Raw genomic sequence first — 24,121 nt, forward strand, 5'->3', positions numbered from 1 at the left:
GTCTTAGCCTGGAGTCGACCTTATGAGCACCAGCAAAGAGCAATTAGAAGCGGATGACGATTTTATCGCCACGGAGGCCGATGATGCCGAACCTGTGGTTGAAGTCGCCAAGACCAACTTGAGCAAACGCCGAACCATCGACAACCTGCTCGAGGAGCGCCGACTGCAGAAGCAATTGGCCGATTACGATTTTGATCTCTGACATTTGAAAGCCTCCTGAAACGGAGGCTTTTCTCTTTATGTCACACGCTGATTCCGATCCGCCCATGATCCGTCAGCCACTGAAACCCTCAGACAAGGCCGTTTCGTTGCGCCAGTTCAATCAGATCCACCAGCGAGCGCGCATTGAGTTTCAATAACAACCGAGTCTTGTAGGTACTCACGGTCTTGTTGCTGAGGAACATTCCGTCGGCAATCTCCTTGTTGGTCTTGCCGCGCGCCAATTGCTGCAACACCATCATCTCGCGCCCGGACAGGCGATCAACCATGTCCGCCTCGCTGGCATTCCCCAGGCTGGTTCGCACGGTGTGCAACGCCTGGTTCGGAAAATAGCTGTACCCAGACAGTACCGCCTTGATTGCACTCAGCAACTCCGTCAGATCCTGTTGCTTGCAAACATATCCCGCCGCCCCCGACTGCATGCACCGCATGGAGAAGTGTCCCGGTGACTGGGACGTCAGCACGAGCACTTTCAACGGCATTGCACTTGTTGTAAGGCGCGCGATGACTTCCAGTCCATCCAGTTTCGGTATGCCGATATCCAGAATGACGATATCCGGCATCTGGTCACGAGCCAGTTGTAACGCATCTACGCCATTATCGGTTTCTGCAATGACTTCGTAGCCATGACGTTCCATCAGCATACGTACCGCAAGACGAATGACGGGGTGATCATCCACGATCAGCACTTTATTCATGGGCAAGTCCAGTTTCGCTGTTCGAATTTTTAGAACCGGCACAATAACGTAGTCATTTCCTACATGGCATAGAGAAGTTCCTCTACACGGGTAGCGAGAGACGCCTCCTACAGCCAATAAAGACTATTCCTACAGAAATGACTCACCCACACAAAAACATAAAATTTTTTCAGTACGACGAACGCCTGCCACCCTGCTTAAGAGAGCGCCCGCAAATCCAAAAAGAAAAAAAAACACGAGTTATTATCGAGCACAAAAAAAACAGCAGATACAACTTATCGGTATCGCAAACACGAGAATTAATATAAACACAAAAAACACACCTCAGACTGACCCAGTCATTTCACACCCACCCAACCCAAGACAACGAGAAAGACTAAAACCATGAGTAAATAACATGCTAAAACTCAACAAGAAGATACCCAACCCGATCAGCGTTATCGCCATCTTTGCATTTATATCAGAGACTTCCGCTGCCGTTTCCCTGCCATTCCTCAATAACAATGAACGGGAAATCTACGTCTGGTTTCTGATCACCTTTCCTTTCTACCTGCTGCTTCTATTTTTCATCACACTCAACTTTAACTATCGCGCACTATATGCACCTTCGGATTTTGATAATGACAAGAATTTCCTGAAGGCTTTCGAGGAAACAACTACCCACCCACCAGAAATACCCTGCGAACACGTCAATAGCGGGTCATACCCAATAAAACTACCGAAACCGTTGAGCGAGGTGTACATCATTGATGCTCGACAGAAAAACACGACTCTGAAAATAGAGGAGCTACTGGAAAAAATCCCACACCCAAACAAGCATTCGCCCCGATTATTCCTTTTTTTAACTGACGCGGTGTCGGACATTTTACTCAATGAACATGTCGCCAGATCAGCAAAACAGGCGAAAACGCCACAAGGAACAACGTACTTTAGTATTTACAACACCCAGTCATCTAACATTTCCGTATTGGGAAAGTTTTAAAAAATAGAACGCGGAGCGCGACATCCATGCAATGCAAGATCTACAGCCGATGAAGACGGGAACGCTGTCCGATATCAATCAGGTCGAAAAAGAAACACCAAAAAAAACGGCCTTGTCATTAAGACAAGGCCGTTTTTTCACATCAGTCCCGATGGACTCAGAACAGCTTGCGGCCCTTGTTGGCAGCAATGCGCATGCGTAGCGCGTTGAGCTTGATGAAGCCCGCCGCGTCGGCCTGGTTGTAGGCGCCGCCGTCTTCTTCGAAGGTCGCGATGTTGGCGTCGAACAGCGAATCGTCGGACTTGCGGCCGGTCACGATCACGTTGCCCTTGTACAGCTTCAGGCGCACTACGCCGTTCACGTTGACCTGGGAGGCGTCGATCATCTGTTGCAGCATCAGACGCTCAGGGCTCCACCAGTAACCGGTGTAGATCAGGCTGGCGTACTTCGGCATCAGCTCGTCTTTGAGGTGAGCGACTTCGCGGTCCAGGGTGATCGATTCGATGGCGCGGTGAGCGCGCAGCATGATGGTGCCGCCCGGGGTTTCGTAGCAGCCACGTGACTTCATGCCGACGTAACGGTTCTCGACGATGTCCAGACGGCCGATGCCGTGCTCGCCACCGATCTTGTTCAGCGTCGCCAGCACGGTGGCCGGGGTCATTTCAACGCCGTCCAGCGCAACGATGTCGCCGTTGCGGTAGGTCAGTTCCAGATATTGCGGGGTGTCGGGAGCCTTCTCCGGAGAGACGGTCCAGCGCCACATGTCTTCTTCGTGCTCGGTCCAGGTGTCTTCCAGCACGCCGCCTTCATAGGAGATGTGCAGCAGGTTGGCGTCCATCGAGTACGGGGATTTCTTCTTGCCATGACGCTCGATCGGGATCGCGTGCTTCTCGGCGTAGTCCATCAGCTTCTCGCGGGACAGCAGGTCCCACTCGCGCCAAGGGGCGATCACTTTCACGCCTGGCTTGAGTGCGTAGGCACCCAGTTCGAAACGGACCTGGTCGTTGCCCTTGCCGGTCGCGCCGTGGGAAATGGCGTCGGCGCCGGTTTCGTTGGCGATTTCGATCAGACGCTTGGCGATCAGCGGACGCGCGATGGAAGTACCCAGCAGGTACTCGCCTTCGTAAACGGTGTTGGCACGGAACATCGGGAACACGAAGTCACGCACGAATTCTTCGCGCAGGTCGTCGATGTAGATTTCTTTGACGCCCATGGCCTGCGCCTTGGCGCGAGCCGGCTCGACTTCTTCGCCCTGACCCAGGTCAGCGGTGAAGGTCACGACTTCACAGTTATAAGTATCCTGCAGCCACTTGAGGATCACCGAAGTGTCCAGGCCGCCGGAATACGCCAGAACGACCTTGTTTACGTCCGCCATGCCATCACTCCACGGGGTTCTACGGAAAGCCGAGGAGTCTACCGCTCAAACGCGATAATTTACAGAGGCGCGACAGCTTAAGACGACAAAGCGACAGAATCTGTCGAGAGGGCGACGATGACCGGCAGGTCAGGAAGTCGCCGCAGTGTTGGCAGGCGTGCTGGCCTGAGGTGCCGGAGCAGTCGTCGGTGCCACCCGCGCCAGGTGTACGTTGACCCGACGGTTCTTGGCCCGGTTGGCGGCATTGGTGTTCGGCACCAGAGGATAACGCTCACCATGGAAACGCACGGTGATCTGCGATTCCTGGATGCCATTGGCCTTGAAGAAGTCGACCACCGCCAGCGCGCGGCGACGCGACAGTTCGCGATTGGTCAGGCGATTGCCGCTGTTGTCGGAATGGCCGTCGAGTTCGATGTGATTGACCGTCGGATCGGCCTTCATATACTCGAGCATCACTTGCAGCTTGGCCTTGGCGGCGGCGTCCAGTTCGATGCCTTCGCCGGGGAAGCCGATCTGCGATTGTTTGACCTGATCGAAATTCTGCGGGAGCAGTTTCGCCACGCAGGTCTGATAGTCATTGAACGCCTTGCTGAACTTGACCGGCAACAGGCGCACTTCCGACACCCGACCATCGCCCGATGCCCGGCGTACCACCGGGCTGCGACCGTCCATCAGCCCGCTGATCAGTTGCCCGGCCTGGGACTGAGAACTGTTGAACAGCACGTTGCCGCTGCCCAGTCGAACCGTGCCCAGATTGATGTCGCCACGTCCCGGCTGCCACGGCGCAGCCGCTGCCAGCAGGGTCGCCGAACCGCCGCCGAGCATGGCGTTGTAGGCGTTCAGGCGGAAGGTCGCCTGCTCGCCGGCCTTGCGCACGAATTGCCCCGAGCCGAAGTCGGTGATCGGCTGCGTCAGGCGGCACTCGAACTTGTCGCCCTCGACCGTCCACTCAATGTTCTCCAGACGGGTCTGGTAGGTCAGTGCCATCGCGGGAAGGCTGGCAAACACACTGAGCAAGGCTAAATATCGCTGGCGCACGGGAGGCTCCATTGGCTTCTACAACAAAAAAGACCGAGACATACATCTTTACGGCATACCTATGGGATATCGGACGCTCGTCGCAAAACTTGATAGCGAGTGCCTGCAAGAGTCTTTTCCGGTAGCATTCGCCTCAGTTTGACCCGCCTGGAATCCCCTCATGTCCGACCGCCTGACCCTGCTGCGTCCCGACGACTGGCACATTCATCTTCGCGATGGTGCCGTGTTGACCAATACCGTTGCGGATGTCGCGCGCACCTTTGGTCGCGCCATCATCATGCCCAACCTGGTACCTCCGGTGCGCAACGCCGCTGAAGCCGACGGCTATCGCCAGCGGATTCTCGCTGCCCGCCCGGCCGGCAGTCGTTTCGAGCCGCTGATGGTGCTGTACCTCACCGACCGCACCCAGCCCGAAGAAATCCGTGAGGCCAAGGCCAGCGGTTTCGTGCACGCCGCCAAGCTGTACCCGGCCGGCGCCACCACCAACTCCGATTCCGGGGTCACCAGCATCGACAAGATTTTCCCGGCGCTGGAAGCCATGGCCGAAGTCGGCATGCCGCTGTTGATCCACGGTGAAGTCACCCGTGGCGACGTCGATGTGTTCGACCGCGAAAAAATCTTCATCGACGAGCACATGCGTCGCGTGGTCGAGCGTTTCCCGACGCTGAAAGTGGTGTTCGAACACATCACCACCGGCGACGCCGTGCAGTTCGTCAACGAGGCTTCGGCCAACGTCGGCGCGACCATCACCGCGCATCACCTGCTCTACAACCGCAACCACATGCTGGTGGGCGGGATCCGGCCGCACTTCTACTGCCTGCCGATCCTCAAGCGTAATACCCATCAGGAAGCTTTGCTCGACGCGGCCACCAGTGGCAGCGCGAAGTTCTTCCTGGGTACCGACTCGGCGCCGCACGCCCAGCACGCCAAGGAAGCCGCCTGCGGCTGCGCCGGCTGCTACACCGCGTACGCCGCCATCGAGCTGTATGCCGAAGCCTTCGAACAGCGCAATGCGCTGGACAAGCTCGAAGCCTTCGCCAGCCTCAACGGCCCGCGTTTCTACGGCCTGCCGGCGAACACCGATCGCATCACCCTGGTTCGTGACGAATGGACCGCCCCGACCAGCCTGCCTTTCGGCGAGCTGACCGTTATCCCGCTGCGCGCCGGTGAAAAACTGCGCTGGCGCCTGCTGGAGGAACACGCGTGAGTGAAGACCATTTCGACGACGAACTGGACGGTCAAGGTGGCGGCGGTTCGCGCCATCCAATGGCAGCACGCTTTCGCGGCTACCTGCCGGTTGTCGTCGACGTAGAAACCGGTGGTTTCAACTCGGCCACCGACGCTCTGCTGGAGATTGCCGCGACCACCATCGCCATGGATGAAAAGGGTTTCGTCTACCCGGATCACACCTACTTCTTCCGCGTCGAGCCGTTCGAAGGCGCCAACGTTGAAGCGGCGGCGCTGGAGTTCACCGGGATCAAGCTCGATCACCCGTTGCGCATGGCCGTCAGCGAAGAAACAGCGCTGACCGACATCTTCCGTGGCGTACGCAAGGCCTTGAAGGCCAACGGCTGCAAGCGGGCGATTCTGGTTGGCCACAACAGCAGCTTCGACCTGGGCTTCCTCAACGCCGCCGTCGCGCGGCTGGACATGAAGCGCAACCCGTTCCACCCATTCTCCAGCTTCGACACTGCGACCCTCGCCGGTCTGGCTTACGGTCAAACCGTATTGGCCAAGGCCTGTCAGGCAGCCGACATCGACTTCGATGGCCGTGAAGCGCACTCCGCGCGCTACGACACCGAGAAGACGGCCGAGCTGTTCTGCGGCATCGTCAACCGGTGGAAACAGATGGGCGGTTGGGAAGACTTCGACGACTGATACTCGTCGGGTTTCTTCCATTCATGAAAAAACCGGCCACATGGGCCGGTTTTTTTGTACCTCGACGTTGCGCCTTACAGGGCAGCAGCGTTCTCGGTCAGGTAAGCCGCAACGCCTTCTGGCGAAGCGTTCATGCCTTTGTCGCCTTTTTTCCAGTTGGCAGGGCAGACTTCGCCGTGCTCTTCGTGGAATTGCAGAGCGTCGACCAGACGGATCAGCTCTTCCATGTTACGGCCCAGCGGCAGGTCGTTGACGATCTGCGAGCGGACAACGCCTTTGTCGTCGATCAGGAACGCGCCACGGAAAGCCACGCCGCCTTCGGATTCAACGTCGTAGGCCTTGGCGATGTCGTGCTTCATGTCGGCAGCCATGGTGTATTTCACCTGGCCGATGCCGCCATTGTTGACCGGGGTGTTGCGCCAGGCGTTGTGGGTGAAGTGCGAGTCGATCGACACGGCGATCACTTCTACGTTGCGTGCCTTGAAGTCGGCCATGCGGTTGTCCAGAGCGATCAGCTCGGACGGGCAGACGAAGGTGAAGTCCAGCGGGTAGAAGAACACCAGGCCGTATTTGCCTTTGATGGCCGAGGACAGGGTGAAGCTGTCAACGATCTCGCCATTGCCGAGTACGGCCGGGACGGTGAAGTCAGGGGCTTGTTTGCCTACGAGTACGCTCATTGATATCTCCTGGTGTAGAAACTTGAAGTTCAGGGTTCGGGCCAGCCTGCCACCCTCAGGCGACAGCCCTGTGACACGAACCCCCTTCGCAAGGGCCGACCATCATACACTGCGTTTTTCGACTGTCCTCAAAGGTTTTTCGCGAAATCCCGGCTGGCATCCGGCCATGTACCACCGTTCGTCAGTCACAGGCGTTGGCGATGAAAACCACTGGGAAAGCACTTTGACAATCATTCTCGTTAACATTAAGATCCATCGCAATTGAGTCACAACCAGCGACGGTTCTCACTTATGTATGTTTGCCTCTGCACTGGCGTCACCGACGGACAGATCCGCGAAGCGATCTATGAAGGTTGCTGCAGCTATAAAGAAGTCCGCCAGGCCACCGGCGTAGCCAGCCAATGCGGCAAATGTGCGTGCCTGGCGAAGGAAGTGGTTCGCGAAACCCTGACCAAGCTGCAAACCGCCCAGGCTGCGATCCCCTACCCGGCAGAATTTACCGCCGCATAATTACCCCGATTTCGAAGAACCGGACTTAAGTCCGGTTTTTTTATGCCTGAAAATCAACTGCTTAGCGCCCAGACGCGGAACACAAACATTCTTATTCCGATTAATTTTCATTTATTATTCAATAACTTAGGTTTGACACTTATAAATACCAAGCTCAAACTCTGCCTTATATACCGTTACTTAGGGCAGGACTCCCATCATGAAAGGCGACGTAACAGTCATCCAGCATCTCAACAAGATCCTTGCCAATGAGCTGGTCGCGATCAATCAGTACTTCCTGCATGCACGCATGTATGAAGATTGGGGCCTGAACAAGCTCGGCAAACACGAGTACCACGAATCCATCGACGAGATGAAGCACGCGGACAAGCTGATCAAGCGCATCCTGTTCCTCGAAGGCCTGCCGAACGTGCAGGATCTGGGCAAGCTGCACATCGGCGAGCACACCAAGGAAATGCTGGAGTGCGACCTGCGTATCGAGAAGACCGGCCACGCCGATCTGAAGGCCGCCATCGCCCACTGCGAATCCGTCGGTGACTTCGGCAGCCGCGAACTGCTCGAAGACATCCTCGAATCCGAGGAAGAACACATCGACTGGCTGGAAACCCAACTGGGCCTGATCGATAAAGTCGGTCTTGAGAACTATCTGCAATCGCAGATGGGCGAAGACGAGTAATTAGCCAGCGCTAAACTCGAGACACTAAAAAGCCCCGCCCTCTTTCAAGAGGCGGGGCTTTTTATTGCCCGGATTTCAGACTGGCTGAAACCCGGGCAGAAGCCAATCAGGCTTCGGACTTGGCCGCAGCAGCCTTGGCGGATGCTTCCTTGACCAGAGTCTGCAGCTCACCGTTGGCGAACATTTCAGCCATGATGTCGCTGCCGCCGACCAGTTCACCGCCGACCCACAGTTGCGGGAAAGTCGGCCAGTTGGCGTACTTTGGCAGGTTGGCACGGATTTCCGGGTTCTGCAGGATGTCGACGTAGGCGAACTTCTCGCCACAGCCCATCACAGCCTGCGCAGCTTTCGCGGAGAAGCCACACTGCGGGGCATTCGGCGAGCCTTTCATGTAAAGCAGAATGGTGTTGTTGGCAATCTGCTCTTTAATCGTTTCGATGATATCCATGGAGCACCTCGGCTGAACTTTCCGACTCATGGGTCGGCACGGTGGCGCATTGTAACGGAATCCCGAGCGCGCTGCTCGGTCTCCCCGACAGACATGCTCAAGCCGCCGCCACCGTCACCGGCACGCCATTGAGCGCCGCGTTGCCTGACAGCTCGTCGAGCTGGCATTCATCGGTCAGGTCATTGGCACTGGAGCCCGGCTGACCGCTGGCAATCGCCATCTGCACGCCCGGCCGGGCATGGCCCCATCCATGCGGCAGGCTGACCACGCCCTTCATCATGTCCGCACTGCCCAGCACTTCGACCTCGATCTGCCCGACCCGTGAACTCACGCGCACAAGCTGACCATCACTGAGCCCGCGACTGGCGAGATCGTCCGGGTTCATCAACAGCTGATGACGCGGCTTGCCCTTCACCAGTCGATGGTAATTGTGCATCCACGAATTGTTGCTGCGCACATGACGGCGGCCGATCATCAACAGCTCATCGGCGGCCGGTGCCTGCAAAGCGGCGAAACGCGCGAGGTCAGCGAGGATTTCCGGCGGCGCCGCCTGAACTCGTTGATTGGCGCTCTTCAATCGCGGTGTCAGGTTGGGTTTCAGCGCTCCCAGATCAACGCCGTGAGGATGATCGAACAGCGTCGCCAGCGACAATTTCTGCTCGGATGCATCGCCATACAAACCCATGCGCAACCCCATGTCGATCATCTTCGCCGGCGGCATCGTTGGCTTCAGCTCCTTGCCGGTCTTCGCGGCAAAGGCCTTGGCCAGGCCGACGAAAATTTCCCAGTCGTGCAGCGCCCCTTCGGGTTTGGCGAGGATCGCCCGATTGAACCGGGTGACGTTGCGCACCGCGAACAGGTTGAAGGTGGTGTCGTAGTGATCGTTCTCCAGCGCCGAAGTCGACGGCAGGATCAGGTCGGCGTAACGCGTGGTTTCGTTGATGTACAGATCGACGCTGACCATGAACTCCAGCCCGTCCAACGCCTGCTCCAGTTGCCGGCCGTTGGGTGTGGACAACACCGGGTTGCCGGCCACGGTAATCAGCGCGCGGATCTGCCCCTCGCCTTCTGTGAGCATTTCTTCGGCCAGCGCCGAGACCGGCAACTCGCCGCCGTACTCAGGACGCCCGGACACGCGGCTCTGCCATTTATTGAAGTGTCCACCCGAAGTCGACGCCACCAGATCCACCGCCGGCTCGGTGCACAAGGCACCGCCGACGCGGTCGAGGTTGCCGGTGACCAGATTGATCAACTGCACGACCCAATGGCACAGCGTGCCGAAGGCTTGAGTGGAAACACCCATCCGACCGTAGCAAACGGCGCTTGGTGCAGCGGCGAAGTCCCGGGCCAGCTGGCGGATCTGTTCGGCAGGAACCGCGCACAACGGGCTCATGGCTTCAGCGGTGAACCCCGCCACCGCTGCGCGGACCTCGTCCAGACCGTCCACCGGCAAATGACTGACCGACGTCAGCCCTTCGCTGAACAACGTGTTGAGCACACCAAACAACAACGCCGCATCGCCACCGGGGCGCACGAACAAATGCTGATCGGCCATCGCCGCCGTCTCGCTGCGCCGTGGATCGACCACCACCACTTTGCCGCCTCGGGCCTGGATCGCCTTAAGACGCTTCTCGACATCCGGCACAGTCATGATGCTGCCGTTGGACGCCAGCGGATTGCCGCCCAGGATCAACATGAAGTCGGTGTGATCGATATCCGGGATCGGCAGCAGCAGGCCATGGCCGTACATCAGGTAGCTGGTCAGGTGATGGGGCAGTTGATCGACCGACGTCGCCGAATAGCGGTTGCGGGTTTTCAACAGGCCGAGGAAGTAATTGCTGTGGGTCATCAGCCCATAGTTGTGGACACTGGGGTTGCCCTGATACACAGCGACCGCGTTCTGCCCATGACGCTCCTGAATCGCCGAGAGTTTTTCGGCGACCAGTTCGAACGCTTCGTCCCACTCGATCGGCAGCCATTCGCTGCCGACCCGGCGCATCGGCTGGCGCAGGCGATCCGGATCGTTCTGGATATCTTGCAGCGCGACGGCCTTGGGGCAGATGTGTCCACGACTGAACGTGTCCAGCGCATCGCCCTTGATCGAGGTGATCTGCACCTGACCGTCGGTTTCGGTGGTTTCGATGGTCAAGCCGCAAATGGCTTCACACAGGTGGCAGGCACGGTGATGGAGAGTCTTGGTCATGGCCAGTCTCTGTCTTGTTCTGGGCAGGCAATCACGCCTGCGGGAACAAAACTATGGCCCGCGACCCGGTGCAGCGCCAGCGACGTTCGTCTTGTGAATCGGCGGCCATCAGGCCCGCCGATAGACGCGTCAGTTCGCCGGAAGCTGGGGCGGTGCGGCCAGCTGGATTTCCTGGATGGTCTCGATCTGCTCGTGGGCGACGTGGACGCCGGTGAGTTCGCCGATCAGTCGCCAATGCTCGTCGAGCCCGGCGCTGATGGTCGCCATGCGGTCGATCATCTGCCGGCTGGCGGCCTTGACCACGTCGTCATCGCTGCGCAGCAGTTCGAAGGACATCGAGGTCATCGAGGCGGTAAGGTGGGTCAATGAGCGTGCCGTGTGGCCCAGCAGTTCCATTAACAGTTTTTCTTTCGATTCCATGCGGAGGCTTCCTGCGTCGCTCGTGATTTATTTATAACCCAGCACTTTGCTTTAGCAAATGTTTCAACCTGCGCATCCGACCAAGCGAACCAGTGGCTCATCGGTCGCAAACCGACCAGGGCTGTGCCATCCCCGCCGCGCCTGATTGCCAAGCCCGGTGGGGCCAGTGTACAAATGCCTCGCTGCCCTCTCGAAAACTGACCGGAAATCACAGTGTTCGCACTGTTCTCACTCCGGCACATTTCTGCAAAAACCGTAGCCTATTGGAAAAACGCGACATTTAGTGTCAATATCGCGCCTTCCCCTATTTCGTCGCCCCCGTGCGGCTTACGCCGCAGGTCTCGCCCGTTGTTCCGATAAACAAGGCTTTGAGCATCTGCGGTTTGTAGCAAAAAGGTAGTCAATGATGAGCGCAAGGCACTTTCTCTCCCTGATGGATTGCACGCCCGAAGAGCTGGTCAGCGTGATCCGTCGAGGCGTTGAGCTCAAGGACCTGCGTAACCGCGGCGTACTGTTCGAGCCTCTGAAAAACCGCGTCCTGGGGATGATCTTCGAGAAATCCTCGACCCGTACCCGGATCTCCTTCGAGGCCGGCATGATCCAGCTCGGTGGCCAGGCGATCTTCCTGTCGCCGCGCGACACCCAGCTGGGCCGTGGCGAGCCGATCGGCGACTGCGCCATCGTCATGTCGAGCATGCTCGACGCAGTGATGATCCGTACCTTTGCCCACAGCACCCTGACCGAATTCGCCGCCAACTCCCGCGTGCCAGTGATCAACGGCCTGTCCGATGACCTGCACCCGTGTCAGTTGCTGGCCGACATGCAGACCTTCCTCGAACACCGCGGCTCGATCCAGGGCAAGACCGTGGCCTGGATCGGCGACGGCAACAACATGTGCAACAGCTATATAGAAGCGGCGATCCAGTTCGACTTCCAGTTGCGCGTGGCCTGCCCGGAAGGCTATGAGCCAAACCCTGAATTCGTGGCCAAGGCCGGTGATCGCGTAACCATCGTCCGCGACCCGAAAGACGCCGTGCGCGGCGCGCATCTGGTGAGCACCGACGTCTGGACCTCCATGGGTCAGGAAGAGGAAACCGCCAAGCGCCTCAAACTGTTCGCGCCGTTTCAGGTCAACCGCGCCCTGCTCGACCTGGCTGCCGATGACGTGCTATTCATGCACTGCCTGCCCGCTCACCGCGGTGAGGAAATCAGCCTCGACCTGCTCGATGATCCGCGCTCCGTCGCCTGGGATCAGGCAGAAAACCGTCTCCACGCACAGAAGGCCCTGCTCGAGTTCCTCGTCGAACCGGCATATCACCACGCATGAGTCATGAATTACTGCTGAACCTGCGCAACCTCGCTTGCGGCTATCAAGATCAACGTGTGGTGCAGAACCTCAATCTGCACCTCAACGCCGGCGACATCGGTTGCCTGCTAGGCTCCTCGGGCTGCGGCAAGACCACCACCCTGCGTGCGATTGCCGGTTTCGAACCGGTGCACGAAGGGGAAATTTCTCTCGGCGGTGAGGTCATCTCCAGCGCCGGTTTTACCCTCGCCCCGGAAAAACGCCGGATCGGCATGGTGTTCCAGGACTACGCGCTGTTCCCGCACCTGAGTGTCGCGGACAACATCGCCTTCGGTATCCGCAAGCACCCGAACAAGGAGCGCGTCACCGAAGAGCTGCTGGAACTGGTCAACCTGAAGAACCTCGGCAAGCGCTTCCCCCACGAACTGTCCGGCGGCCAGCAGCAACGTGTCGCCCTCGCCCGCGCCCTGGCGCCGGAGCCGCAACTGTTGCTGCTCGACGAGCCGTTCTCCAACCTCGATGGCGAGTTGCGCCGCAAGCTCAGCCATGAAGTGCGCGACATCCTCAAAGCCCGTGGCACCAGCGCGATTCTGGTGACCCACGACCAGGAAGAAGCCTTCGCCGTCAGCGACCACGTCGGCGTGTTCAAGGAAGGCCGGCTGGAGCAGTGGGACACGCCGTACAACCTCTATCACGAGCCGGCGACGCCGTACGTGGCCAGTTTTATCGGTCAGGGTTACTTCATTCGCGGCCAATTGGGCAGCCCGGAATCGGTGCAGACCGAACTCGGCGAACTGCGCGGCAATCGCGCCTACACCTGGCCGATCGGTGGCGCGGTGGATGTGCTGCTGCGTCCGGACGACATCGTTTACGCGCCGGACAGTGCGCTGAAAGCGCGGATCGTCGGCAAGACCTTCCTCGGCGCCTCGACCCTGTATCGCCTGCAACTGCCGACCGGCGCACAGCTGGAATCGATCTTCCCGAGCCATGCCGACCATCAGGTAGGGGCAGATGTCGGGATTCGGGTGGCAGCGGAACATCTGGTGCTGTTCCAGGCCTCCGGCAGCACCGCTGCACAGATTCCGGCGGTGGAAAACGGCGTTCGCCGTTACAGCACCGCGCACTGATCTGCACACAAATAATAAGGGAGCTTGATGGCTCCCTTGTTTTTTGGCTTCAGCCCAGCATCAATGTGCCGCTGGCCACCAGCGTCGCATTCCCGCCGATCTTCACCCGCTCGCCTTCCAGCTGACAGAACAGTTCACCACCCCGCGCCGAACGCTGGCATGCAGTGAGGCTGGATTTGCCCAGACGTTTCGACCAGTACGGAATCAGGCTGCAATGTGTCGAGCCGGTCACCGGGTCTTCATTGATGCCGATGGCCGGGGCGAAATAGCGCGAGACAAAATCATGCTGATTGCCCCGGGCGGTGACGATCGCACCCAGCCAAGGCAGCTTGGCGAGGGCGACCATGTCCGGCTGGCAATCAAGCACCGCCTGCTCGGACTCCAGCACCACGAACAGCTCGTTGGAACTCAGAACATCCACCGCCTGAACATTCAGCGCCCGTTCGATCTCCACGGTGACGCCTTTCTCCACCGCTTCGATGGCCGGGAAATCCAGCCACAACCTGCCACCCTCGCGGCTGACGCTCAACGGCCCGGACTTACAGGTGAAGTCCAGACGCTCGGCGCTTTCCTTATAGATCTCGAACAGTACATAGGCGCTGGCCAGGGTCGCGTGACCACACAGCGGCACCTCGGTGGTCGGCGTGAACCAGCGGATGTGCCACGCCTGCCCTTCGCGCACCAGAAACGCGGTTTCCGCCAGATTGTGCTCGGCGGCGATCTTCTGCATCAGTTCGTCCGCGAGCCACGCGTCGAGCCGATAGACCATTGCCGGATTGCCACTGAACGGTCGATCACTGAACGCGTCGACCTGATGAAACTCGAGCTGCATAACCTTCTCCCTGTGTCAGTCGAACGAGCATGCAGCGCCGGCCGGATCAGCGCCAGTGACAGTGCCGGCCAATTTTCTTCATACAGACTTCAAGGGCGACCGATGTCGGCAAATTTCGCCTGAGTGTGTTCCGCCAATACCGCCGGCGCCAGTTCCACTTCCAGCCCGCGCCGACCGGCGCTGACATAAATGGTCGCAAAAGGTTGGGCCGAGTTATCGATGAAGGTACGCAGGCGTTTTTTCTGCCCCAGCGGGCTGATGCCGCCCAGCAGGTAACCAGTGGAACGCTGCGCGGCGGCCGGGTCGGCCATCTCGACTTTTTTCACGCCGGCGGCATGGGCAAGCCCCTTGAGGTCGAGACTTCCGACGACCGGCACCACCGCCACCAGCAACTCACCCTTCTCACTCGCCGCGAGCAGCGTCTTGAACACCTGCGCCGGATCGAGCCCCAGTTTTTCCGCGGCCTCCAGGCCATACGACGCGGCCTTGGGGTCATGTTCGTAACTGTGCACGCGATGTTCGGCACGAACTTTTTTCAACAAGTCCAACGCAGGGGTCATGGCAGCTCCGGGCTCGGCAGTGGCAAAAAATCCTGCGGCGGATTTTAGGCCATCGCTGTGCAAAAGGCTCTACCACGCGCCACGTTTCCCGGGGTTTGCAGGCCGATAACAATCGTGCGAGACGGGTGACCCGCAGGATCATTCACGTGACTGATAGTTTATTTGTGACTGACGGTTCACTTTCGACCTTTGACAGGTTTGTTTCTTGTCTATATTTTTTCGAATCTGAATAATGTAAGAATTATCGTCATCGCAGCACCCAGCAGTAAACCGGGAACAGGATGGGGATCCTGCCTCGGCGAAAATCGCGCCTTGCCCTGTCGGCAACGCGCCAGACAACAACAAAAACCGAGGTTTTCAATGACAACTGCGTTACAGCAACCTTCGCTCTCGAGCCAGTGCCTGGCCGAGTTTCTGGGTACTGCACTTCTGATCTTTTTCGGTACGGGTTGTGTCGCCGCGCTCAAGGTCGCGGGCGCCAGCTTCGGTCTGTGGGAAATCAGCATCATCTGGGGCGTCGGCGTCAGCATGGCGATCTACCTCACCGCCGGCGTTTCCGGCGCGCACCTGAACCCTGCCGTCAGTATTGCCCTGAGCATTTTCGCCGACTTCGAAAAGCGAAAACTGCCGTTCTACATTCTGGCCCAGGTCGCCGGCGCCTTTTGCGGCGCTCTGTTGGTTTACACGCTGTACAGCAACCTGTTCTTCGATTTCGAACAAACTCACCATATGGTTCGTGGCACTGAAGCCAGCCTCGAACTGGCGTCGGTGTTCTCCACCTTCCCGAACCCTGCGCTGTCGACTGCCCAGGCGTTCCTGGTCGAGGTGATCATCACCGCGATCCTGATGGGCGTGATCATGTCCCTGACCGACGACAACAACGGCCTGCCGAAAGGCCCGCTGGCGCCGCTGCTGATCGGTCTGCTGATTGCCGTGATCGGCAGTTCGATGGGCCCGCTGACCGGTTTCGCGATGAACCCGGCCCGGGACTTCGGTCCGAAACTGATGACTTTCTTCGCCGGCTGGGGTGAAATTTCCTTCACCGGCGCACGTGAAATCCCGTACTTCCTGATTCCGATTTTTGCACCGATTGTCGGTGCCTGCCTCGGCGCTGCCGGGTATCGCGGGCTGATTGCCCGTCACCTGACCGGCGCCACACCTGCTACAAAGGATGCAGAACCGGCCATTGACGGCAAACCAAGAACTTCTTGAAACAGTCGGCGCGGGCTCCTGCCCTTTAGAGCCCGCGCCACGGCCCACTCTCCCTTATTTCGTCCAAGGCAATCGACATGACCGACATTCAGAATAAGAACTACATCATTGCCCTCGATCAGGGTACGACCAGCTCCCGCGCGATCATTTTCGACCGCGACGCGAACGTGGTCTGCACCGCACAACGCGAATTCGCCCAGCATTACCCGCAAGCCGGTTGGGTCGAACACGATCCGATGGAAATCTTCGCCACCCAGAGCGCGGTGATGGTCGAAGCGCTGGCCCAGGCCGGTCTGCATCACGATCAGGTCGCTGCCATCGGCATCACCAACCAGCGTGAAACCACCGTGGTCTGGGACAAGACCACCGGCCGCCCGGTGTACAACGCGATCGTCTGGCAATGCCGCCGCAGCACCGAGATCTGCCAGCAGCTCAAGCGCGACGGTCATGAAGACTACATCCGCGACACCACAGGTCTGGTCACCGACCCGTACTTCTCCGGCACCAAACTGAAGTGGATCCTCGACAACGTCGAAGGCAGCCGCGAGCGCGCGCGCAACGGCGAACTGCTGTTCGGCACTGTCGATAGCTGGCTGATCTGGAAATTCACCGGTGGCAAGGTCCACGTCACCGACTACACCAACGCCTCGCGCACCATGCTCTTCAACATCCACACGCTGGAGTGGGACGCGAAGATGCTGGAGATCCTCGACATCCCGCGCGAGATGCTGCCGGAAGTCAAAGCCTCCTCGGAAATCTACGGTCGCACCAAAAGCGGCATCGCCATCGGCGGTATCGCCGGCGACCAGCAGGCCGCGCTGTTCGGCCAGATGTGCGTCGAGCCGGGCCAGGCGAAAAACACCTACGGCACCGGTTGCTTCCTGCTGATGAACACCGGCGACAAAGCGGTGAAATCCCAGCACGGCATGCTGACCACCATCGCTTGCGGCCCACGCGGCGAAGTGGCTTACGCACTGGAAGGCGCTGTGTTCAACGGCGGTTCGACCGTGCAGTGGCTGCGCGATGAACTGAAAATCGTCAACGACGCCCACGACACCGAATACTTCGCCAATAAAGTGAAGGACAGCAACGGCGTCTATCTGGTGCCAGCCTTCACCGGCCTCGGCGCTCCCTACTGGGACCCGTATGCCCGTGGCGCCCTGTTCGGCCTGACCCGTGGCGTGCGTGTGGATCACATCATCCGCGCCGCACTGGAATCGATTGCCTACCAGACCCGCGACGTCCTCGACGCCATGCAACAGGACTCCGGCGAACGCCTCAAGGCCCTGCGTGTGGACGGCGGTGCTGTAGCGAACAATTTCCTCATGCAGTTCCAGGCCGACATCCTCGGCACTCAGGTCGAGCGTCCGAAAATGCGCGAAACCACGGCGCTCGGCGCAGCTTATCTGGCAGGCCTGGCGTGCGGTTTCTGGGGCAGCCTGGAAGAACTGCGCGGCAAGGCCGTGATCGAACGCGAGTTCGAACCGAGCCTGGACGAAGCGGCAAAAGAGAAACTGTATAAAGGCTGGAAAAAAGCCGTCAGCCGCACCCGCGACTGGGAACGTGAAGACGCTGAATAAGCCAAGCTGAGTACTCGTAACCTGTTGTAACTGGTAGGGAGCGGATTCCTGCGGCATCATGGGCAAATTTTGCACGGCAGCCCAAAGGAAGCCCCATGAATCTGCCTCCCCGTCAGCAGCAAATCCTCGAGCTGGTCCGCGAACGCGGCTATGTGAGCATCGAGGAAATGGCCACGCTGTTCGTTGTTACCCCGCAAACCATCCGCCGCGATATCAATCAACTGGCGGAAGCCAATCTGCTGCGTCGCTACCACGGCGGCGCCGCCTATGATTCCAGCGTCGAAAACACCGCCTACGCGATGCGCGCCGATCAGATGCGCGATGAAAAGCAACGCATCGGCGAAGCCATCGCCGCGCAGATTCCCGATCACGCCTCGCTGTTCATCAACATCGGCACGACGACCGAATCGATTGCCCGCGCCCTGCTCAATCACAGCCATCTGAAGATCATCACCAACAACCTGCACGTCGCCTCGATGCTCAGCGCCAAGGATGATTTCGATGTGCTGCTGACTGGCGGCAACGTGCGTCGCGACGGCGGTGTGGTGGGTCAGGCAAGCGTGGACTTCATCAACCAGTTCAAGGTCGACTTTGCGCTGGTGGGCATCAGCGGTATCGACGAAGACGGCAGCCTGCTCGACTTCGATTACCAGGAAGTGCGGGTGTCCCAGGCGATCATCGCCAATGCCCGGCAGGTGATCCTGGCGGCGGACTCCAGCAAGTTCGGCCGTAATGCGATGATCCGCCTCGGCCCGATCAGTCTGATCGATTGCCTGGTGACCGATCAGCAGCCGGTGCCAGCCCTGGCGCAACTGCTGAGCCAGCACAAGATTCGTCTGGAAGTCGTTTAACCCCCCTCCCGCATATAACTCCCTCCCGGTGAATTCTCGTTCCCACGCTCTGCGTGGGAATGCCGCCGGGGACGCTCTGCGTCCCATTCAGAAGCCGACGCAGAGCGTCAATGTATGCACTCCCACGCAGAGCGTGGGAACGATCAGTCCGCTCTGCGTGCAACGATCAGTGCTCTAACGCGCATCTTATGTTCGAAAATTTTCTTTTACCCGTCCTTCGATGAGTTTTTTCAATCGAAGTCGACTGGCTGCGCGCGTCTTTATGGGCTACCATTTTCGCAAATGAACATTCATGTTCGATTTCCAAGACAGAAAATCAAAAGAGCCCGAGGCCAGCCGATGTCCACATCTACCTTGCGTACGCCCCCTATCTCCGAGATCTACGACATCGCCGTCATCGGCGGCGGGATCAATGGCGTGGGGATCGCAGCGGATGCCGCCGGTCGCGGTCTTTCGGTGTTCCTTTGCGAAAAGGACGATCTGGCCAGCCACACCTCGTCGGCCAGCAGCAAGCTGATCCACGGTGGCCTGCGCTACCTCGAACATTACGAATTCCGTCTGGTGCGCGAAGCCCTGGCCGAACGCGAAGTGCTGCTGGCCAAGGCCCCGCACATCGTCAAGCCGATGCGTTTCGTGCTGCCGCACCGCCCGCACCTGCGTCCGGCGTGGATGATCCGTGCGGGCCTGTTCCTTTATGACCACCTCGGCAAGCGCGAAAAACTCGCAGGCTCGAAAAGCCTGAAGTTCGGCGCCGACAGCGCACTGAAAAGTGAAATCAGCAAAGGCTTCGAATACTCCGACTGCTGGGTCGACGACGCCCGCCTCGTGGTTCTGAACGCCATGGCCGCCCGCGAGAAAGGCGCGCACATTCACACCCAGACCCGTTGCGTCAGCGCCCGCCGCGCCAAGGGCCTGTGGCACCTGAACCTGGAACGCGCCGACGGCAGCCTGTTTTCGATCACCGCCAAAGCGCTGGTGAACGCCGCCGGCCCGTGGGTCGCCAAGTTCATCCGTGACGACCTGAAGATGGAGTCGCCGTACGGCATCCGTCTGATCCAGGGCAGCCACATCATCGTGCCGAAACTGTACGAAGGCGATCACGCGCACATCCTGCAAAACGAAGATCAGCGCATCGTTTTCACCATTCCGTACCTGAACAACCTGACCCTGATCGGCACCACCGACCGCGAATACACCGGCGATCCGGCCAAAGTGGCGATCACCGACGGCGAAACCGATTACCTGCTGAAAGTGGTCAACGCTCACTTCAAGAAGCAGATCAGCCGTGACGACATCCTGCACACCTACTCGGGCGTACGTCCGCTGTGCAACGACGAGTCCGACAACCCTTCGGCCGTGACCCGCGACTACACTCTGGCGCTGTCCGGCAGCACCGAAGAAGCGCCGCTGCTGTCGGTGTTCGGCGGCAAGCTGACCACCTATCGCAAGCTCGCCGAGTCAGCGATGGCGCAGCTGATGCCGTACTTCACCCAGATGCGCCCGAGCTGGACGGCCACCGCCACCCTGCCCGGCGGCGAGGACATGACCACGCCACAGGCCCTGAGCGCGCTGATCCGCGACAAGTTTGACTTCGTGCCGACCGAAATTGCACGCCGCTGGGCCACCACCTACGGCAGCCGCACCTGGCGCATGCTCGAAGGCGTCGACACCCTGGCCGACATGGGTGAACACATCGGTGGCGGGCTCTACACCCGTGAAGTCGATTACCTGTGCACTGAAGAGTGGGCCACCACGGCGCACGACATCCTGTGGCGTCGCAGCAAACTGGGCCTGTTCACCACGTCGAACGAGCAAGAGCGACTGGCGGCATACCTGAACAAGGTCGAGCAGAACCGCAGCAAGATCGAAGCGGCCTGATCCGTTCGTCGCTGAACAAAAAGCCCCTGAATCGAAAGATTCAGGGGCTTTTTGCATTCAGGCTGAAACAAGGCGCAATGAGGACGTTCGGTTTTCCGAACGCGACCTGACGGTCAATTCGGTTAACCGGATCAGATTGACGGAAAAACACCATCACAAAACTTTAATAACGTTATAAATCAATGAATTAACCTGTACTGACTGGTCTGGCACGACTCATGCTCTACACTCCTTCGACGAATGCCTGTTGCGCCAACACAACAGGAGCCGTCAGGCATTCGAAGTACAAAGGGCCCGCTCAACCGGCTCCATAAAAAAAACAATGTCGAGGAAAATTTGATGCGCATCGTTCCCCATATCCTGGGCGCAGCCATTGCTGCCGCTCTGATCAGCACACCAGTTTTCGCTGCCGAACTCACCGGCACCCTTAAGAAGATCAAAGAGTCCGGCGTCATCACCCTGGGCCACCGTGACGCTTCCATTCCTTTCTCCTACATCGCTGACGCTTCCGGCAAGCCGGTCGGCTACTCCCACGATATCCAGCTGGCCATCGTCGAAGCGATCAAGAAAGACCTGGACCTGCCAAACCTGCAGGTCAAATACAACCTCGTGACTTCGCAAACCCGTATCCCGCTGGTGCAGAACGGCACCGTGGACGTCGAGTGCGGCTCCACCACCAACAACGTCGAGCGTCAGCAACAGGTCGACTTCTCCGTCGGCATCTTCGAAATCGGTACCCGTCTGCTGTCCAAGGCTGACTCCAAGTACAAGGATTTCGACGATCTGAAAGGCAAGAACGTCGTGACCACCGCCGGCACCACTTCCGAGCGCATCCTCAAGGCGATGAACGCCGACAAGCAGATGGGCATGAACGTGATCTCCGCCAAGGACCACGGTGAATCCTTCCAGATGCTGGAATCGGGTCGTGCCGTTGCGTTCATGATGGACGACGCCCTGCTGGCCGGCGAAGCCGCCAAGGCCAAGAAAGCCTCCGACTGGGCTGTAACCGGCACGCCACAGTCGTACGAAATCTATGGCTGCATGATGCGCAAGGGCGATGCGCCGTTCAAAAAGGCTGTCGACGACGCCATCAAGGCGACCTACGCCTCGGGCGAGATCAACAAGATCTACGAAAAATGGTTCATGCAGCCGATTCCGCCAAAAGGCCTGAACCTGAACTTCCCGATGAGCGACGAGCTCAAGGCCCTGATCGCCAATCCGACCGACAAAGCGGCTGACGACAAGAAATCCTGATTTCTGACTAACCTTATCCCCTGAGGAGGCGCCTGCCTTTTCAGGGGATGGTCACTCCCTGCTGGCATTTTCTGGAAACACTCGAACCGGTGGCTGTCGAGCCGATCGCGTGTGCCTGATTTTCACAATCAGGGCGGGAACGGAGCTTCCCCAGGCGGGCACTTGTACATCGATCGAATCGAGGGGAGACCCTAATGAATTACAACTGGGACTGGGGCGTGTTCTTCAAGTCCACCGGCGTGGGCAGCGAGACCTATCTCGACTGGTTCATTTCCGGTCTGGGCTGGACCATCGCCATCGCCATCGTGGCCTGGATCATCGCCCTGATACTCGGCTCGCTGCTGGGCATCATGCGCACCGTGCCGAACCGCATCGTGTCGGGCATCGCGACCTGCTACGTCGAACTGTTCCGTAACGTGCCGCTGCTGGTTCAGCTGTTCATCTGGTACTTCCTGGTGCCCGATCTGCTGCCGCCGGATCTGCAGGAGTGGTACAAGCAGGACCTGAACCCGACCACTTCGGCCTACCTGAGCGTTGTCGTCTGCCTGGGCCTGTTCACCGCCGCCCGTGTCTGCGAACAGGTTCGCACCGGTATCCAGGCGCTGCCACGCGGCCAGGAATCCGCTGCCCGCGCCATGGGTTTCAAGCTGCCGCAGATCTACTGGAACGTGCTGCTGCCTCAGGCCTACCGGATCATCATTCCGCCGCTCACCTCGGAATTCCTGAACGTGTTCAAGAACTCCTCCGTGGCGTCCCTGATCGGTCTGATGGAGCTGCTGGCGCAAACCAAACAGACCGCCGAATTCTCGGCCAACCTGTTTGAAGCGTTCACCCTGGCGACCCTGATCTATTTCACCCTCAACATGAGCCTGATGCTGCTGATGCGCATGGTCGAGAAGAAAGTCGCCGTGCCCGGCCTGATCTCCGTGGGGGGTAAATAATGGAATTCGATTTCAGTGGCATCGTTCCGGCCATTCCCGGCCTGTGGAACGGCATGCTGATGACCCTCAAGCTGATGGCGCTGGGCGTGGTCGGCGGGATCATCCTCGGCACCATCCTCGCGTTGATGCGCCTGTCCCACAGCAAACTGCTGTCGAGCATCGCCGGCGCGTACGTCAACTATTTCCGTTCGATCCCGCTGCTGCTGGTGATCACCTGGTTCTACCTGGCAGTGCCGTTCGTGCTGCGCTGGATCACCGGCGAAGACACCCCGATCGGCGCGTTCACCTCGTGCATCGTGGCGTTCATGATGTTCGAAGCGGCGTACTTCTGCGAAATCGTCCGGGCCGGCGTGCAGTCGATCCCGAAAGGCCAGATGGGCGCGGCGCAGGCACTGGGCATGACCTACGGCCAGATGATGCGCCTGATCATCCTGCCCCAGGCGTTCCGCAAGATGACCCCGCTGCTGCTGCAGCAGAGCATCATCCTGTTCCAGGACACCTCGCTGGTCTACACCGTGGGCCTGGTGGACTTCCTCAACGCCTCGCGCGCCAGTGGCGACATCATTGGCCGCTCGAATGAGTTCCTGATCTTCGCAGGTCTCGTGTACTTCACCATCAGCTTTGCCGCCTCGGTGCTGGTCAAGCGTCTGCAAAAAAGGTTCGCCGTATGATCTCTATCAAGAACATCAACAAGTGGTATGGGGACTTCCAGGTGCTGACCGATTGCAGCACCGAGGTCAAAAAGGGTGAAGTGATCGTGGTCTGCGGTCCGTCCGGTTCGGGCAAGTCGACCCTGATCAAGTGCGTCAACGCACTGGAGCCGTTCCAGAAAGGTGACATCGTGGTCGACGGCACGTCGATTGCCGATCCGAAGACCAACCTGCCGAAACTGCGCTCGCGCGTCGGCATGGTGTTCCAGCACTTCGAACTGTTCCCGCACCTGACCATCACCGAAAACCTGACCATCGCGCAGATCAAGGTGCTGGGCCGCAGCAAGGAAGAGGCGACCAAGAAAGGCCTGCAACTGCTCGAGCGCGTCGGCCTGTCGGCTCATGCCCACAAACATCCGGGCCAGTTGTCCGGCGGTCAGCAACAGCGTGTGGCGATCGCCCGTGCGCTGGCGATGGACCCGATCGTCATGCTGTTCGACGAACCGACCTCGGCGCTCGACCCGGAAATGGTCAACGAAGTGCTCGACGTGATGGTGCAGCTGGCCCACGAAGGCATGACCATGATGTGCGTGACCCATGAAATGGGCTTCGCCCGTAAAGTGGCCGACCGCGTGATCTTCATGGACGCCGGCAAGATCATCGAAGACTGCAAGAAAGAAGAGTTCTTTGGCGACATCAGCCAACGCTCCGAACGCGCGCAGCATTTCCTCGAGAAAATCCTGCAGCACTAAAAACGGCTGCATTCCCCGACATCCTCTGTCGGGGAATGCAGGTGGTTGACCCAA

Annotated in this window: 25 protein-coding genes; 16 read left to right on the plus strand and 9 right to left on the minus strand. The window is 59.0% G+C overall.

The genetic code is table 11. From position 1 onward, the window contains the following. Positions 1–22 precede the first annotated feature (22 nt). On the plus strand, positions 23–202 hold the full coding sequence (locus EIY71_RS02810; protein WP_007953204.1) for a PA3496 family putative envelope integrity protein: 180 nt from the start codon (positions 23–25) through the stop codon (positions 200–202). Between the two features lie 88 nt (positions 203–290). On the opposite strand, the gene EIY71_RS02815 is transcribed toward EIY71_RS02810, so the two are convergent. Continuing rightward, positions 291–917, minus strand: coding sequence for a response regulator transcription factor (locus EIY71_RS02815; protein WP_007953203.1), 627 nt, complete (start codon positions 915–917; stop codon positions 291–293). A 397-nt stretch (positions 918–1,314) separates the two neighbouring features. Between EIY71_RS02815 and EIY71_RS02820 the strand changes: the two genes are divergently transcribed. Next, positions 1,315–1,899 carry a hypothetical protein gene (locus EIY71_RS02820; protein WP_134020413.1) on the plus strand — a complete coding sequence of 195 codons (585 nt, stop codon included), beginning with the start codon at positions 1,315–1,317 and terminating at the stop codon, positions 1,897–1,899. Positions 1,900–2,056: 157 nt separating this feature from the next. Here the strand turns inward: EIY71_RS02820 and EIY71_RS02825 are convergent, their stop codons facing one another. Together EIY71_RS02825 and EIY71_RS02830 are read right to left on the minus strand one after the other, a co-directional pair. Further along, the gene (locus tag EIY71_RS02825) at positions 2,057–3,274 is read right to left on the minus strand and encodes an argininosuccinate synthase (RefSeq protein WP_007953201.1); all 1,218 of its coding nucleotides are present in this window, start codon (positions 3,272–3,274) and stop codon (positions 2,057–2,059) included. A 129-nt stretch (positions 3,275–3,403) separates the two neighbouring features. Further along, entirely contained in the window at positions 3,404–4,312 is a 909-nt protein-coding gene (locus tag EIY71_RS02830; RefSeq protein WP_007953200.1) for an OmpA family protein, read from the minus strand. A gap of 160 nt (positions 4,313–4,472) precedes the next feature. Here EIY71_RS02830 and pyrC point away from each other — a divergent pair, with 160 nt between their 5' ends. Next, complete coding sequence (gene pyrC, locus EIY71_RS02835; protein WP_039765844.1) at positions 4,473–5,519, plus strand: dihydroorotase; 1,047 nt, start codon at positions 4,473–4,475, stop codon at positions 5,517–5,519. Then, positions 5,516–6,190: a ribonuclease T gene (rnt, locus tag EIY71_RS02840; protein ID WP_007953196.1), complete on the plus strand. Its 675-nt coding sequence runs from the start codon at positions 5,516–5,518 to the stop codon at positions 6,188–6,190. Before pyrC ends, rnt begins: the two co-directional genes overlap by 4 nt. A gap of 74 nt (positions 6,191–6,264) precedes the next feature. On the opposite strand, the gene EIY71_RS02845 is transcribed toward rnt, so the two are convergent. Further along, a complete protein-coding gene (locus EIY71_RS02845) occupies positions 6,265–6,867 on the minus strand; it encodes a peroxiredoxin (protein ID WP_007953195.1) in 603 nt (200 codons plus the stop codon). A gap of 291 nt (positions 6,868–7,158) precedes the next feature. Here EIY71_RS02845 and EIY71_RS02850 point away from each other — a divergent pair, with 291 nt between their 5' ends. Both EIY71_RS02850 and bfr read left to right on the plus strand, forming a co-directional pair. Then, a complete protein-coding gene (locus tag EIY71_RS02850) occupies positions 7,159–7,377 on the plus strand; it encodes a bacterioferritin-associated ferredoxin (protein ID WP_007953193.1) in 219 nt (72 codons plus the stop codon). A gap of 199 nt (positions 7,378–7,576) precedes the next feature. Beyond that, positions 7,577–8,053: a bacterioferritin gene (bfr, locus tag EIY71_RS02855; protein ID WP_011335740.1), complete on the plus strand. Its 477-nt coding sequence runs from the start codon at positions 7,577–7,579 to the stop codon at positions 8,051–8,053. Between the two features lie 106 nt (positions 8,054–8,159). Here bfr and grxD read toward each other — a convergent pair whose 3' ends face one another. The 3 genes from grxD to EIY71_RS02870 form a co-directional block, all read right to left on the minus strand. Continuing rightward, positions 8,160–8,501, minus strand: a complete 342-nt coding sequence (gene grxD / locus EIY71_RS02860; RefSeq protein WP_003227729.1) for a Grx4 family monothiol glutaredoxin — start codon at positions 8,499–8,501, stop codon at positions 8,160–8,162. A gap of 97 nt (positions 8,502–8,598) precedes the next feature. Then, positions 8,599–10,704, minus strand: coding sequence for a molybdopterin oxidoreductase family protein (locus EIY71_RS02865; RefSeq protein ID WP_134020416.1), 2,106 nt, complete (start codon positions 10,702–10,704; stop codon positions 8,599–8,601). 129 nt (positions 10,705–10,833) lie between these two features. Then, entirely contained in the window at positions 10,834–11,124 is a 291-nt protein-coding gene (locus EIY71_RS02870) for a hypothetical protein (RefSeq protein ID WP_007953190.1), read from the minus strand. Positions 11,125–11,530: 406 nt separating this feature from the next. Between EIY71_RS02870 and argF the strand changes: the two genes are divergently transcribed. Further along, positions 11,531–12,451, plus strand: coding sequence for an ornithine carbamoyltransferase (gene argF / locus EIY71_RS02875; RefSeq protein WP_039765834.1), 921 nt, complete (start codon positions 11,531–11,533; stop codon positions 12,449–12,451). Then, on the plus strand, positions 12,448–13,557 hold the full coding sequence (locus EIY71_RS02880; RefSeq protein WP_085647248.1) for an ABC transporter ATP-binding protein: 1,110 nt from the start codon (positions 12,448–12,450) through the stop codon (positions 13,555–13,557). The genes argF and EIY71_RS02880 overlap by 4 nt, the downstream gene beginning before the upstream one ends. Before the next feature lie 49 nt (positions 13,558–13,606). Here the strand turns inward: EIY71_RS02880 and EIY71_RS02885 are convergent, their stop codons facing one another. After that, positions 13,607–14,389, minus strand: coding sequence for a PhzF family phenazine biosynthesis protein (locus EIY71_RS02885; protein ID WP_102718075.1), 783 nt, complete (start codon positions 14,387–14,389; stop codon positions 13,607–13,609). Positions 14,390–14,478: 89 nt separating this feature from the next. After that, positions 14,479–14,949: a Cys-tRNA(Pro) deacylase gene (ybaK, locus tag EIY71_RS02890; RefSeq protein ID WP_007953184.1), complete on the minus strand. Its 471-nt coding sequence runs from the start codon at positions 14,947–14,949 to the stop codon at positions 14,479–14,481. 360 nt (positions 14,950–15,309) lie between these two features. On the opposite strand from ybaK, the gene EIY71_RS02895 reads away from it, so the two are divergent. The 8 genes from EIY71_RS02895 (at position 15,310) to EIY71_RS02930 (ending at position 24,067) form a co-directional block, all read left to right on the plus strand. Beyond that, positions 15,310–16,161, plus strand: a complete 852-nt coding sequence (locus tag EIY71_RS02895) for an MIP/aquaporin family protein (protein ID WP_007953183.1) — start codon at positions 15,310–15,312, stop codon at positions 16,159–16,161. 77 nt (positions 16,162–16,238) lie between these two features. Continuing rightward, the gene (glpK, locus tag EIY71_RS02900; protein WP_039765827.1) at positions 16,239–17,741 is read left to right on the plus strand and encodes a glycerol kinase GlpK; all 1,503 of its coding nucleotides are present in this window, start codon (positions 16,239–16,241) and stop codon (positions 17,739–17,741) included. A 95-nt stretch (positions 17,742–17,836) separates the two neighbouring features. Further along, a complete protein-coding gene (locus EIY71_RS02905; protein WP_007953179.1) occupies positions 17,837–18,592 on the plus strand; it encodes a DeoR/GlpR family transcriptional regulator in 756 nt (251 codons plus the stop codon). Between the two features lie 339 nt (positions 18,593–18,931). Continuing rightward, complete coding sequence (gene glpD, locus EIY71_RS02910; protein ID WP_085745277.1) at positions 18,932–20,470, plus strand: glycerol-3-phosphate dehydrogenase; 1,539 nt, start codon at positions 18,932–18,934, stop codon at positions 20,468–20,470. Positions 20,471–20,809: 339 nt separating this feature from the next. Then, positions 20,810–21,724 carry a glutamate/aspartate ABC transporter substrate-binding protein gene (locus tag EIY71_RS02915; RefSeq protein ID WP_039765825.1) on the plus strand — a complete coding sequence of 305 codons (915 nt, stop codon included), beginning with the start codon at positions 20,810–20,812 and terminating at the stop codon, positions 21,722–21,724. 194 nt (positions 21,725–21,918) lie between these two features. Next, a complete protein-coding gene (locus EIY71_RS02920; protein WP_085745278.1) occupies positions 21,919–22,665 on the plus strand; it encodes an amino acid ABC transporter permease in 747 nt (248 codons plus the stop codon). Continuing rightward, positions 22,665–23,336, plus strand: a complete 672-nt coding sequence (locus EIY71_RS02925; RefSeq protein ID WP_007953172.1) for an amino acid ABC transporter permease — start codon at positions 22,665–22,667, stop codon at positions 23,334–23,336. The genes EIY71_RS02920 and EIY71_RS02925 overlap by 1 nt, the downstream gene beginning before the upstream one ends. Beyond that, positions 23,333–24,067, plus strand: a complete 735-nt coding sequence (locus EIY71_RS02930) for an amino acid ABC transporter ATP-binding protein (protein WP_007953170.1) — start codon at positions 23,333–23,335, stop codon at positions 24,065–24,067. Before EIY71_RS02925 ends, EIY71_RS02930 begins: the two co-directional genes overlap by 4 nt. Positions 24,068–24,121 lie beyond the last annotated feature (54 nt).

The organism is Pseudomonas sp. CH235 (assembly GCF_004368175.1).
Classification (GTDB): domain Bacteria; phylum Pseudomonadota; class Gammaproteobacteria; order Pseudomonadales; family Pseudomonadaceae; genus Aquipseudomonas; species Aquipseudomonas paraglycinae.